Source organism: Streptococcus nidrosiense, from assembly GCF_042140045.1.
Classification (GTDB): domain Bacteria; phylum Bacillota; class Bacilli; order Lactobacillales; family Streptococcaceae; genus Streptococcus; species Streptococcus nidrosiense.
The window spans coordinates 1,564,656-1,578,342 of the sequence record NZ_CP152419.1 but is presented as its reverse complement, the minus strand read 5'-3'; the positions used below and the strand labels follow the sequence as shown (position 1 = coordinate 1,578,342).

Genomic DNA, 13,687 nt, shown 5'->3' with positions numbered 1-13,687 from the left:
AAGTTGAAAATAAATTTGCGTAGCGGATTTCTTACAAACGTTTTCTTTTATAGTAAAATAAAAGATGACTATATGAAAGAAGGTTCTTAATTGGAAAGTATTTTATTTTTTATTTCTGTCTTTATAGCTGGGATCTTGTCATTCTTTTCTCCCTGCATCTTTCCCTTGTTACCAGTCTACGCAGGTGTTCTGTTAGATGATCAAGAGGAGTCAAGGACATTTCGTTTTTTGGGTAAAGATGTTGCCTGGTCAGGATTGATTCGGACACTCTGTTTCATTGCGGGTATCTCTCTCATCTTCTTTATTCTTGGATTTGGAGCAGGATTCCTTGGGAATTTACTTTATACTGACTGGTTCCGTTATGTCATGGGAATCATGATTATTATACTGGGTTTGCATCAGATGGAAATTCTTCACTTACAAAAATTAGAGGTACAAAAAACAGTAACATTTAAGCAAAAACAGTCTAGCAAATATTTGTCGGCCTTTTTACTGGGTATCAGCTTCAGCTTTGGCTGGACTCCATGTATAGGCCCAGTTTTAAGTTCTGTTTTAGCACTGGCTGCCTCAGGAGGAAATGGAGCTCTTCAGGGGGCCTTATTAACCCTCATTTACACTCTCGGAATGGCGCTTCCATTTTTAGTTCTGGCCTTGGCATCAGGTCTTATCATGCCTTATTTTAGTAGAATCAAATCCCACATACTTTTATTGAAGAAAATTGGTGGTTTATTGATCATTCTCATGGGAATTTTATTAATGTTGGGACAGTTAAATGTCTTATCTGGAATATTAGGATAAAAGGAGTTATCTATGAAAAAAATTATCTATTTTGGGCTTAGTTTCTTGTCTCTCTTTCTTCTGATTGCTTGTGGCAAGGAAGAGAAAAAATCAAGTCAAGAAAATCAAACGACTCAGACACAGCAGCAAGCAACTGTGAAGCAAGTGGCTGTAGGAGCAGAAGCACCTGATTTTACGCTTCAATCAATGGATGGAAAAGAAGTGAAATTATCTGATTTTAAAGGTAAAAAAGTTTATCTTAAATTTTGGGCATCTTGGTGTGGACCATGTAAGAAGAGTATGCCAGAATTGATGGAGCTTGCTGCTAAGGAAGATCGTGATTTCGAAATTTTATCTGTCATTGCGCCGGGTATTCAAGGTGAAAAAACGATAGATCAATTTCCAAAGTGGTTTGAAGAACAAGGTTATAAAGACATTCCTGTTTTATATGATACAAAAGGAACTGTTTTTCAAGATTATCAAATTCGAAGCATCCCTACAGAGTATCTAATTGATTCACAGGGTAAAATTGCTAAAATTCAATTAGGTGCGATTAGTAACGCAGATGCAGAAGCAGCTTTTTCTCAAATGAAATAAAGTAATGAAATATAAAAATGTCTAGACAAACTGTCTAGACATTTTTTCTAACTTAAATTAGTTTTTTGAAGCTGCTTGGAATTCAGGGTTTTTCCAAGCTTCATCAATAATAGCTTGCAATTCTTTTGCTGAAGCTTGCATTTTTTGAGTTTCAGCATCGTTCAATGGGATGTTTACTGGACGCACAATACCATGTGCTCCAACAACAGCTGGTTGACCGATGAAGACATCTTTGATTCCGTATTGACCTTCTTGGAATACAGAAAGTGGAAGTACTGCATTTTCATCGTCAAGGATTGCTTTAGTGATACGAGCAAGGGCAACTGCGATACCGTAGTATGTAGCACCTTTCTTGTTGATGATTGTGTAAGCAGCGTCACGAACACCTTCGAACAATTCGATCAATTCAGTTTCTTGAACGTTTTGAGTGTCTTTAAGGAATTCTTCAAGGTTAACACCTGCGATGTTAGCGTGTGACCAAACGGCAAATTCTGAGTCACCGTGTTCACCCATGATGTAAGCGTGAACTGAACGAGCGTCTACATCCAATTTTTCAGCAAGGGCTTGACGGAAACGAGCTGAGTCAAGTGAAGTACCTGAACCGATAACGCGTTCTTTAGGGAATCCTGAGAATTTCCATGTAGAGTATGTCAAAACGTCAACTGGGTTAGCAGCTACAAGGAAGATACCGTTAAATCCTGATTCAACAACTTGTGTTACGATAGATTTGTTGATTGCAAGGTTTTTACCAACAAGGTCAAGACGAGTTTCACCTGGTTTTTGAGGGGCACCTGCAGTAATTACAACAAGGTCAGCATCCGCACAGTCAGCGTACTCAGCTGCATAAATCTTCTTAGGTGAAGTGAAAGCAAGGGCGTGGCTAAGGTCAAGCGCATCACCAACAGCTTTTTCGTGCAATTGAGGAATTTCAATGATACCAAGTTCTTGGGCAATTCCTTGGTTAACAAGAGCGAAAGCGTAAGATGAACCTACGGCACCGTCACCAACGAGGATAACTTTTTTGTGTTGTTTAGTTGCTGTCATTAGTCTAAACATCTCCTTTGTTTTTTTAAGGGTAATACCCTGTTTAGTTTCATTCTATCACTTTTAAATAGCTTTGTCACGAATATAACATCCACTTAGCCATGTAAACGTTTTAGTCATACTGTAACACTGAAATAAGAGACAAACTATGGTATAATATATCTAGTTACTAATAGTGAAATGAGGCATTTGTTAATGCAAGATAAAAATTTAGTGAATGTCAATCTGACAAAGGAGATGAAGACCAGCTTTATCGACTACGCCATGAGTGTTATCGTATCGCGGGCCCTTCCTGATGTTCGAGATGGTTTGAAACCAGTTCATCGTCGTATTCTATACGGTATGAACGAATTGGGTGTGACACCAGATAAACCTCATAAGAAATCTGCTCGTATTACAGGGGATGTCATGGGTAAATACCACCCACACGGTGACTCATCTATCTACGAAGCTATGGTTCGTATGGCGCAATGGTGGAGTTATCGATACATGCTTGTAGATGGGCATGGGAACTTTGGTTCTATGGATGGTGATGGTGCCGCAGCTCAGCGTTATACTGAAGCACGTATGAGTAAGATTGCTCTTGAGATGCTTCGCGACATCAATAAAAATACCGTTGATTTTGTAGATAACTATGATGCCAATGAACGTGAACCCCTGGTTCTACCAGCTCGTTTCCCAAATCTTTTGGTCAATGGAGCTACAGGTATCGCTGTTGGTATGGCGACTAATATTCCGCCACATAACTTGGGTGAAACCATTGATGCAGTGAAGTTGGTCATGGATAATCCAGAAGTTACAACCAAGGAATTAATGGAAGTTCTTCCTGGTCCAGATTTTCCAACTGGTGCCCTTGTTATGGGGAAATCAGGTATTCATAAGGCCTACGAAACTGGTAAAGGATCGATTGTGCTTCGTTCTCGTACTGAAATCGAAGAAACTAAGACTGGTCGCGAACGTATCGTTGTAACAGAATTTCCATATATGATCAACAAGACCAAAGTCCATGAACATATTGTGCGTTTGGTTCAGGAAAAACGTATCGAAGGTATTACAGCTGTTCGTGACGAATCAAACCGTGAGGGAGTTCGCTTCGTAATTGAGGTGAAGCGTGATGCATCTGCTAATGTTATTTTGAACAACTTGTTCAAGATGACTCAAATGCAAACTAGCTTTGGATTTAACATGCTGGCTATCCAGAATGGTGTACCAAAGATTCTTTCTCTTCGTCAAATCTTGGATGCTTATATTGAGCACCAAAAAGAAGTGGTGACTCGTCGTACTCAATTTGACAAAGAGAAAGCTGAAGCGCGTGCACACATCTTAGAAGGTTTGTTGATTGCTCTGGACCACATCGACGAAGTCATTCGTATCATCCGTGCCAGTGAAACGGATGCAGAAGCCCAAGCTGAATTGATGAGCAAGTTCAAGTTATCTGAACGTCAAAGTCAAGCAATTCTTGATATGCGTCTTCGTCGTTTGACAGGTTTGGAACGTGACAAGATTCAGTCAGAATATGATGAGCTTATTGCTTTGATTGCTGACTTGGCAGACATTCTTGCAAAACCAGAACGCGTAGCGCAAATCATCAAGGAAGAACTGGATGAGGTCAAACGTAAGTTTGGTGATCCACGTCGTACTGAGTTGATGGTTGGTGAGGTCTTGACGCTTGAAGATGAAGACTTAATTGAAGAGTCTGATGTTCTCATCACTCTATCAAATAAAGGTTACATCAAACGTTTGGACCAAGATGAGTTCACAGCTCAAAAACGTGGTGGACGTGGTGTTCAAGGAACTGGAGTTAAGGACGATGACTTTGTGCGTGAATTGGTTTCAACCAGCACTCACGATCATTTGCTTTTCTTTACCAATAAAGGACGTGTTTATCGTCTTAAGGGATATGAAATTCCAGAATACGGTCGTACAGCCAAAGGTTTGCCAGTTGTCAATCTTTTGAAACTGGATGAAGGTGAAAGCATTCAAACCATTATCAATGTTGAATCAGAACGTAGTGATGATGCCTATCTCTTCTTTACAACTCGAGCAGGTATTGTCAAAAGAACTAGTGTCAAAGAATTTGCCAACATTCGCCAAAATGGGCTCAAAGCCTTGAATCTGAAAGATGAGGATGAGTTGATTAATGTCTTACTAACTGAAAAAGACACAGATATCATCATCGGAACCAGATTAGGTTATGCAGTTCGTTTCAATCAGTCTTCAGTTCGTAGTATGAGTCGTATTGCCACTGGTGTTAAAGGGGTAAACCTTCGTGAAGGTGATGCTGTTGTTGGAGCAAGGGTGATTACTGACCAAGATGAAGTCCTTATCATTACTGAGAAAGGATTCGGTAAGCGCACAGTTGCGACTGAATATCCAACAAAAGGGCGAGCCGGTAAGGGAATAAAAACAGCCAATGTTACTGAAAAAAATGGTCCTCTGGCTGGTCTCTTAACAGTAAAAGGGGATGAAGATCTGATGATAATCACTGACACAGGTGTCATGATTCGAACCAATGTTGCCAATATTTCACAAACGGGACGTTCAACTATGGGAGTAAAAGTGATGCGTCTAGATCAAGATGCTAAGATTGTGACTTTTACAAGTGTTGCAGCAGCAGAAAAAGAAGAAGTTGGGGCAGAACAGGAAACAGAAAGTGAAGCATAATGTCTCAAAAAAAGAATCAAAGTAAAAAAAATAAACGTAAAAATCTACTGATTAACATACTGGCAGGATTCCTAATCTTGCTATCTATCGCTTTAATCTTCAATGCTAATATTCGTGATGTGTTCATGATTTGGAACACTAATAAGTATCAGGTCAGTCAAGTGACCAAGGAAGAGATTGAAGAGAACAAAGAAACAGAAGGAAATTTCGATTTTGACTCTGTAAAATCACTTTCCTCGGAGGCAGTCCTATCAGCTCAATGGAATTCCCAGCAACTTCCGGTAATCGGAGGGATTGCAATTCCAGAGCTTGAAATGAATCTACCAATATTTAAGGGACTCGATAATGTTAACCTTTTTTATGGTGCTGGGACAATGAAAGCCAATCAGGTAATGGGAGAAGGAAATTATTCTCTAGCAAGTCACCGTATATTTGCAGGTGAAAATGCTGATAAGAAATTATTCTCTCCTCTTGCTCGTGCTGAGAAAGGGATGAAAATTTATCTCACTGATAAAGAAAAAGTCTATACATACGAGATTGAAGAAGTTAAAATTGTAACACCTGATCGTGTAGATGTAATTGACGAACGTGATGGGATTAAAGAGATTACCTTGGTAACTTGTGAAGATGCTAATGCAGTTGAGAGAATTATCGTTAAAGGGAATTTGACAGAGATAAAATCTTATGCAGAGACTCCATCAGATATCTTAGAAGCCTTTAATAAACCCTATAAACAATTTTATGAATAGTAGAAGAGGTTGGGACAAAAGAGCCCGACCTCATTTTTTATTAGCGATCAAACTTTGACGCGGTAGCTGATTGAACTTTTTGTTCGTCTTTTAGACTCCAAAAAGCTCCTAATCATCCTCGCGGGGTTGGGACTACGAAATCGAGACTTTGTCTATCGATTTCTGTCCCACCGCCTTTTTCTTGTCAATTTCAGAAAATAGATAGGAAAAAGACTTTTCAATTTTGGTAAAAAGTAGTATAATGTTTCTATTATAGAAATTTTTAGAAAATTCCGAAAGAGGTTTGTTATGGGATACACAGTTGCTGTTGTCGGCGCTACAGGTGCCGTTGGTGCTCAAATGATCAAAATGTTGGAAGAATCAACTCTTCCGATCGATAAGATTCGTTACCTTGCGTCTGCACGTTCTGCAGGTAAGGTCTTGCAATTCAAAGGTCAAGATGTGACCATCGAAGAAACAACAGAAGACGCTTTTGAAGGGGTTGATATTGCTCTCTTCTCAGCTGGTGGATCAACTTCTGCAAAATATGCACCTTATGCTGTTAAAGCAGGCGCAGTTGTCGTAGATAACACTTCTTATTTCCGTCAAAATCCAGATGTACCATTGGTTGTTCCTGAAGTGAATGCCCACGCCCTTGATGCTCACAACGGAATTATCTCTTGTCCTAACTGTTCAACAATTCAAATGATGGTGGCTCTTGAGCCCGTTCGTCAAAAATGGGGATTGGACCGTATTATCGTTTCAACTTATCAAGCAGTTTCAGGTGCTGGTATGGGAGCAATTCTTGAAACCCAACGTGAGCTTCGTGAAGTCTTGAATGATGGTGTAAATCCGCGTGATTTGCATGCGGAAATCCTGCCTTCAGGTGGCGATAAGAAACATTATCCAATTGCCTTCAATGCTCTTCCACAAATTGATGTTTTCACTGATAATGATTACACTTACGAAGAGATGAAGATGACCAATGAAACCAAGAAAATCATGGAAGACGATAGCATTGCCGTATCCGCAACATGTGTACGTATTCCAGTTTTGTCAGCTCACTCTGAGTCAGTCTATATTGAAACAAAAGAAGTAGCACCAATTGAAGAAGTGAAAGCTGCTATTGCTGCATTCCCAGGTGCAGTTCTTGAAGATGATGTTGCTCACCAAATCTATCCTCAAGCAGTAAATGCTGTCGGTTCACGTGATACTTTCGTTGGACGTATCCGTAAAGATTTGGATGCAGAAAAAGGTATTCATATGTGGGTAGTTTCTGATAACCTTCTTAAAGGTGCTGCTTGGAACTCAGTTCAAATCGCTGAGACTTTACATGAACGTGGTCTAGTACGCCCAACAGCTGAATTAAAATTTGAATTGAAATAATGTGTAGGAGTTCATTTGAACTCCTTCTTTAAAATAGAAAGGTGTTTTGTATGTCTTATCAAGATTTAAAAGATTGTAAAATTATCACAGCCTTTATTACTCCTTTTCATGAAGATGGCTCTATCAATTTCGATGCCATTCCAAAGTTGATTGAACATTTATTGGCTCATCATACAGATGGAATTCTCCTAGCAGGGACAACTGCTGAGAGTCCGACTCTAACTCACGATGAGGAGTTGCAGTTGTTTGCGGCTGTTCAAAAGATTGTCAATGGCCGTGTTCCTTTAATTGCCGGTGTTGGTACCAATGACACACGTGACTCTATCGAATTCGTCAAAGAAGTAGCAGAGTTTGGTGGTTTTGCAGCTGGTCTTGCGATTGTTCCTTACTATAATAAACCATCCCAAGAAGGTATGTATCAGCACTTTAAAGCCATTGCAGATGCCTCTGATTTGCCAATTATTATTTATAACATTCCAGGTCGTGTAGTTGTTGAAATGACTCCAGATACCTTACTTCGTTTGGCAGAACATCCAAATATTATCGGTGTCAAAGAATGTACCAGTCTTGCCAATATGGCTTACTTGATTGAGCATAAACCAGAAGAATTCTTGGTTTATACTGGTGAAGATGGAGATGCCTTCCATGCTATGAATCTTGGTGCCGACGGGGTTATTTCTGTTGCTTCTCACACAAATGGGGATGAGATGCATGAAATGTTCACTGCGATTGAAGAGAGTGATATGAAGAAGGCGGCAGCGATTCAACGTAAATTTATTCCTAAAGTCAATGCTCTCTTCTCTTACCCAAGTCCAGCACCTGTTAAGGCAGTACTCAACTATATGGGATTCGAAGCTGGGCCAACTCGTCTACCTTTGGTTCCTGCGCCTGAAGAGGATGCTAAACGCATTATCAAGGTTGTTATTGATGGGGATTACGAAGCAACCAAGGCAACTGTCACTGGAGTCCTTCGTCCTGATTACTAAGATAACTAATATAAAAAACTTTCTAAACAAGTAAAATTGTTGGGAAGTTTTTTTCTTTTTCTACGAATAAATAGATAGAGAGAAAAACAAGGAGTCTATCATGAAGATTAAGATTGATAATTTTGAGATTTATAAGTTGAAACAAGCAGGTCTGAGTAATCAACAGGTTTTAAAGGTACTTCAATATGGAGAAATCTATGATCAAGAATTAACCCTAGAAACGATAGCAGAAGCATCAGAGTGTCGAAACCCAGTGGTTTTTATGGAACGTTATCATAAACTCACCTTCGAAAGTATGGAGAGATTAAGAAGTGACTTTGAAAAATTTCCCTCTTTTTCCATCCTAGACGATGTCTATCCCTTTGCTCTCAGTGAAATCTATGATGCTCCAGTGTTGTTATTCTATAAGGGCGATTTAAATCTCTTAAAGTTGCCTAAGATTGCAGTTGTAGGCAGTCGCTCTTGTAGTCAAACAGGAACAAAATCGGTCCGTAAGGTTATTGAAGAATTAGAGAATGAGTTGGTGATTGTGAGTGGGCTTGCTAGAGGGATTGATACTGCAGCGCATATGTCTATACTTCAAGGTGGTGGAAAAACCATTGCAGTCATTGGGACTGGCTTAGATGTCTATTATCCGCGTTCTAATAAACGACTGCAGGACTACATCGGTGAATATCATTTGCTCCTGAGTGAGTATGGACCTGGCGAAGAACCCTTGAAATATCATTTTCCAGCGCGAAATAGGATTATTGCTGGTCTATGTATGGGTGTCATTGTTGCTGAGGCAAAGATGAGATCTGGTAGTTTGATTACCTGTGAGCGAGCTATGGAAGAAGGAAGGGATGTTTTTGCTATTCCAGGGAGCATTTTAGATGGTCGTTCAGATGGTTGTCATCACTTGGTTCAAGAAGGTGCAAAACTTGTTTCAAGTGGTCAGGATGTGCTAGCAGAATTTGAATTTTAAGAACTAGCAAGGTTTTATCGGTTAAACTTTTCTTCTATATATAGGAGTTAAGTCTTGACAGGTTTTTAAAAATGGTTTACACTTTATAAAGTTTATTACTTTGAAAAGGTGTGATACTGTGGCTACGGCAACAAAGAAGAAAAAATCAACAGTTAAAAAAAATCTAGTAATCGTGGAGTCGCCTGCAAAGGCTAAAACGATTGAAAAATACCTGGGTAGAAATTATAAGGTTTTAGCCAGTGTTGGTCATATTCGTGATTTGAAAAAATCCAGTATGTCAGTCGATGTAGAAAATAATTATGAACCCCAATATATCAATATTCGTGGGAAAGGTCCTCTGATCAATGACTTGAAAAAAGAAGCTAAAAAAGCCAATAAAGTCTTTCTCGCAAGTGACCCGGACCGCGAAGGAGAAGCAATTTCTTGGCATTTAGCTCATATTCTTAATCTAGATGAAAATGATGCTAACCGTGTTGTTTTCAACGAGATTACCAAGGATGCAGTAAAAAATGCCTTTAAAGAACCTCGTAAGATTGATATGGATTTGGTGGATGCCCAACAAGCCCGTCGTGTCTTGGACCGCTTGGTAGGTTATTCCATTTCACCAATTTTATGGAAAAAGGTCAAGAAGGGCTTGTCAGCTGGCCGTGTTCAGTCTGTTGCGCTCAAGTTAATCATTGACCGAGAAAATGAGATCAATGCTTTTCAACCAGAAGAATATTGGACTATTGATGGAGTCTTCAAAAAGGGGACTAAGCAATTCCAAGCATCCTTCTATGGAATGAATGGCAAGAAGATGAAATTGACAAGCAATGAAGAGGTCAAAGAAGTCTTGTCTCATCTATCTAGCAAAGACTTTACAGTTGATCAGGTAGATAAAAAAGAACGCAAGCGTAACGCTCCACTTCCTTATACTACCTCAACTATGCAGATGGATGCAGCTAATAAAATCAATTTCCGTACTCGAAAGACTATGATGGTTGCCCAGCAACTCTATGAAGGGATTAATATTGGTACGGGCGTCCAAGGTTTGATCACCTATATGCGTACAGACTCGACTCGTATCAGTCCAGTTGCTCAAAATGAAGCTGCAAACTACATTAACGAACGTTTTGGCAGTAAGTATTCTAAGCATGGCAGCAAGGTAAAGAATGCGACTGGTGCTCAGGATGCCCATGAGGCTATTCGCCCATCAAGTGTCTTTAATACACCTGAAAAGATCGCTAAATACTTAGACAAAGACCAACTTAAGCTTTATACACTTATCTGGAATCGCTTTGTAGCGAGTCAGATGACGGGTGCTATCTTTGATACCATGGCTGTGAAGCTCTCTCAAAATGGAGTTCAGTTTGCAGCGAATGGTAGTCAGGTTAAATTTGACGGTTACTTGGCCATTTATAATGATTCAGATAAGAATAAGATGTTGCCGGATATGGCAGTTGGTGATGTCGTCAAGCAGGTCAATAGTAAGCCTGAGCAACACTTCACTCAACCACCAGCCCGATATTCGGAAGCAACACTGATTAAGACCTTGGAAGAAAATGGTGTTGGACGTCCATCAACTTATGCACCCACTATTGAAACCATTCAAAAGCGCTATTATGTGCGTTTGGCAGCCAAGCGTTTTGAACCGACAGAATTGGGAGAAATTGTCAATAAACTGATTGTTGAATACTTCCCAGATATCGTCAATGTGACCTTTACAGCTGAAATGGAAGGTAAACTGGATGATGTCGAAGTTGGAAAAGAGCAGTGGCAACGAGTCATTGATGAATTTTACAAACCCTTCTCTAAAGAGGTTGCCAAAGCCGAAGAGGTAATGGAAAAAATCCAAATTAAGGATGAGCCAGCAGGATTTGATTGTGAAGAGTGTGGCAGTCCGATGGTCATTAAACTTGGTCGTTTTGGTAAGTTCTATGCTTGTAGCAATTTCCCAGATTGCCGTCATACACAGGCTATCGTGAAAGAAATTGGTGTTGAGTGTCCAAGCTGTCATCAAGGTCAAATTATTGAACGAAAAACCAAGCGTAATCGTATCTTCTATGGTTGCAATCGCTATCCAGAATGTGAATTTACTTCTTGGGACAAGCCTGTTGGCCGAGATTGTCCAAAATGTGGTAACTTCCTCATGGAGAAAAAAGTCCGTGGTGGCGGGAAGCAGATCGTTTGTAGCAATGGTGATTACGAAGAAGAAAAAATCAAATAAAATGAGTCCTGAAAGTAAATTTCAGGCTCTTTTTAGTAAAGGCTTGACAAAATTCCTTACTTTGTGGGAAACTAGAAGAAGATTATTTTATACTCAATGAAAATCAAAGAGCAAACTAGGAAGCTAGCCGCAGGCTGCTCAAAGCACTGCTTTGAGGCTGTAGATAGAACTGACGAAGTCAGTAACATATATACGGTAAGGCGACGCTGACGTGGTTTGAAGAGATTTTCGAAGAGTATTAACTAGGAGAAGTTATGCGTATTATCTATCTGATTATTGGATTTCTGTCATTAGCTCTGGCTATTGTTGGAGTTGTCTTGCCCTTGTTGCCCACGACTCCTTTTCTTTTGTTGTCTATTGCTTGTTTTTCGAGAAGTTCCAAGCGTTTTGAAGATTGGCTTTATCATACCAAACTTTATCAGACTTACGTAGCGGACTTTCGTGAGACCAAGTCTATTGCGCGTGAACGTAAGAAAAAAATTATTGTATCGATTTATATCTTGATGGGAATTTCCATTTATTTTGCGCCTCTTTTACCAGTCAAAATTGGTTTGGGATGTTTAACCATCTTTATTACCTACTATCTTTTTAAGGTGATTCCTGATAAAGAATAGCTTTAATAAGTAACGATTTTCCTTGATAAAAACAAAAACATATTCGAAATAGTATGATATAATAAATTTAAAGTAATCTTCAAGGAGAATCAAATGATTTACGAATTTTGTGCTGAAAATGTAACCTTGCTTCAAAAAGCTATGCAGGCAGGAGCTCGTCGCATCGAGCTTTGTGACAATCTAGCAGTTGGTGGAACAACTCCAAGCTACGGAGTAACCAAGGCAGCTGTGAAGCTGGCGGCCGACTACGATACGACCATTATGACTATGATTCGTCCACGTGGTGGTGACTTTGTTTACAATGATCTAGAAATTGCCATCATGCTTGAAGACATCGCTCTAACTGCTCAAGCAGGAAGCCAAGGCGTTGTCTTTGGTGCATTGACTGCTGATAAGAAGTTGGACAAGGCCAATCTTGAAAAATTGATTGCTGCATCTAAAGGTATGGAAATTGTTTTCCATATGGCATTTGATGAATTGAGTGAACAGGAGCAGTTAGAAGCTATTGATTGGCTCAGCCAAGCTGGAGTGACACGCATTCTGACTCGTGCTGGCCTATCTGGCGACTCGTTAGAGAAACGCTTTGCTCACTATCATAGAATTCTAGAACACGCTGCAGGAAAAATTGAAATTTTACCTGGTGGAGGGATTGACATGGACAACCGTCAAACCTTTATTGATCAACTGGGCGTGACACAATTACATGGAACTAAGGTTGTCTTTTAAAAAATAGAAAGGAACTGCTAGCTTTTGGTAGCAGTTTTCGCTTATGTTTGAAATTTTTAAAGCTTATCAGTTTAATAGTAAAAAGGCTAAAGAGTATGGATTTGTAGAAAATCAAGGCGTATGGAACCATAGTTCGACTATCTTGCACGGAGATTTTCTCATGATGGTTACAGTTGAGGATGGAGACTTAAGTTTTCAAGTTTATGACCAAGAAACTGGCGATCTTTATCCTCAAGTTCATATGGCAAGTATGAGAGGTACTTTTGTTGGAACTGTTCGAGAGGCTTGTTTAGAAGTTCTTTATGACATTCGAAAGGCCTGTTTTGACGTGCAGGGATTTCTCTGTCCACAGACTAAGAGAATTATGGCAGTTGTTCAAGAAAAGTATGGAAATCAATTGGAATATCTATGGGAGAAATCCCCTGATACAGCTGTTTTACGCCATGAGGACAATCAAAAGTGGTATGCTGTTTTGATGAGAATCTCTTGGGATAAGCTTGAAAAGGGCAGAGAAGGACTAGTGGAAGCAGTCAATCTCAAACATGATCAAGTATCTGATTTGTTGGTAAAAAAAGGGATTTATCCAGCCTTTCATATGAACAAGCGCTACTGGATAAGTGTGCCACTTGATGACAGTTTATCAGATGAAGAGGTGTTTGAATTGATCGAAAAAAGTTGGAACTTGACCTTGAAAAAGTAATTAGATTTACTTGATTTTTCAAATACTTTCAATTAGCAAAATATTCTTTACTGAAGAAATTTTCAGAAAATATTGGATTTTTTCTTGACATGTGTTTTTTCCTATGCTAAAATACTAAACAAGATATCAAACGAAGGAGAAAGTCAAACATGAAAACAGCTAAGTTTAATCAATTTGCTTTGTTGTTGAGGTACTCGGGCTAGTGCAAAAGCATTAGTCCTGTTTGGCTTACCAAGCGGGAGTAAATCAACATCTCGCTTGGAACTCCGAGCGAGATGTTTTTTTAAAACCGAAT

General features: G+C 39.4%; 12 protein-coding genes. 11 read left to right on the top strand and 1 reads right to left on the bottom strand.

All coding sequences use genetic code 11. The features are described 5' to 3' along the window. Nucleotides 1–90 precede the first annotated feature (90 nt). Entirely contained in the window at nucleotides 91–798 is a 708-nt protein-coding gene (gene ccdA2 / locus AAFQ93_RS07465; RefSeq protein ID WP_373114252.1) for a thiol-disulfide oxidoreductase-associated membrane protein CcdA2, read from the top strand. Nucleotides 799–810: 12 nt separating this feature from the next. Beyond that, nucleotides 811–1,374, top strand: coding sequence for a thiol-disulfide oxidoreductase-associated lipoprotein SdbB (gene sdbB / locus AAFQ93_RS07460; RefSeq protein ID WP_373114250.1), 564 nt, complete (start codon nucleotides 811–813; stop codon nucleotides 1,372–1,374). A 57-nt stretch (nucleotides 1,375–1,431) separates the two neighbouring features. On the opposite strand, the gene AAFQ93_RS07455 is transcribed toward sdbB, so the two are convergent. Continuing rightward, nucleotides 1,432–2,418 (bottom strand): L-lactate dehydrogenase, encoded by a 987-nt coding sequence (locus AAFQ93_RS07455; protein WP_045763432.1) that lies wholly within the window; start codon nucleotides 2,416–2,418, stop codon nucleotides 1,432–1,434. A gap of 195 nt (nucleotides 2,419–2,613) precedes the next feature. On the opposite strand from AAFQ93_RS07455, the gene gyrA reads away from it, so the two are divergent. The 9 genes from gyrA to AAFQ93_RS07410 all read left to right on the top strand — a co-directional run bounded on the left by gyrA (nucleotide 2,614) and on the right by AAFQ93_RS07410 (nucleotide 13,392). Then, nucleotides 2,614–5,082 carry a DNA gyrase subunit A gene (gene gyrA, locus AAFQ93_RS07450; RefSeq protein WP_373114249.1) on the top strand — a complete coding sequence of 823 codons (2,469 nt, stop codon included), beginning with the start codon at nucleotides 2,614–2,616 and terminating at the stop codon, nucleotides 5,080–5,082. Beyond that, complete coding sequence (locus tag AAFQ93_RS07445) at nucleotides 5,082–5,831, top strand: class A sortase (protein ID WP_373114248.1); 750 nt, start codon at nucleotides 5,082–5,084, stop codon at nucleotides 5,829–5,831. The genes gyrA and AAFQ93_RS07445 overlap by 1 nt, the downstream gene beginning before the upstream one ends. A 288-nt stretch (nucleotides 5,832–6,119) precedes the next feature. Continuing rightward, entirely contained in the window at nucleotides 6,120–7,196 is a 1,077-nt protein-coding gene (locus tag AAFQ93_RS07440; RefSeq protein ID WP_000542499.1) for an aspartate-semialdehyde dehydrogenase, read from the top strand. A 50-nt stretch (nucleotides 7,197–7,246) separates the two neighbouring features. Continuing rightward, nucleotides 7,247–8,182: a 4-hydroxy-tetrahydrodipicolinate synthase gene (gene dapA / locus AAFQ93_RS07435; RefSeq protein WP_373114245.1), complete on the top strand. Its 936-nt coding sequence runs from the start codon at nucleotides 7,247–7,249 to the stop codon at nucleotides 8,180–8,182. Between the two features lie 106 nt (nucleotides 8,183–8,288). After that, nucleotides 8,289–9,146: a DNA-processing protein DprA gene (dprA, locus tag AAFQ93_RS07430; protein ID WP_152904343.1), complete on the top strand. Its 858-nt coding sequence runs from the start codon at nucleotides 8,289–8,291 to the stop codon at nucleotides 9,144–9,146. A 118-nt stretch (nucleotides 9,147–9,264) separates the two neighbouring features. Continuing rightward, on the top strand, nucleotides 9,265–11,352 hold the full coding sequence (gene topA, locus AAFQ93_RS07425; protein WP_375555065.1) for a type I DNA topoisomerase: 2,088 nt from the start codon (nucleotides 9,265–9,267) through the stop codon (nucleotides 11,350–11,352). A gap of 254 nt (nucleotides 11,353–11,606) precedes the next feature. After that, nucleotides 11,607–11,966 (top strand): YbaN family protein, encoded by a 360-nt coding sequence (locus AAFQ93_RS07420; protein ID WP_045763427.1) that lies wholly within the window; start codon nucleotides 11,607–11,609, stop codon nucleotides 11,964–11,966. Between the two features lie 93 nt (nucleotides 11,967–12,059). Beyond that, nucleotides 12,060–12,692, top strand: a complete 633-nt coding sequence (locus AAFQ93_RS07415) for a copper homeostasis protein CutC (protein WP_375555064.1) — start codon at nucleotides 12,060–12,062, stop codon at nucleotides 12,690–12,692. A 43-nt stretch (nucleotides 12,693–12,735) separates the two neighbouring features. Beyond that, on the top strand, nucleotides 12,736–13,392 hold the full coding sequence (locus AAFQ93_RS07410; RefSeq protein ID WP_375555063.1) for an MmcQ/YjbR family DNA-binding protein: 657 nt from the start codon (nucleotides 12,736–12,738) through the stop codon (nucleotides 13,390–13,392). Nucleotides 13,393–13,687 lie beyond the last annotated feature (295 nt).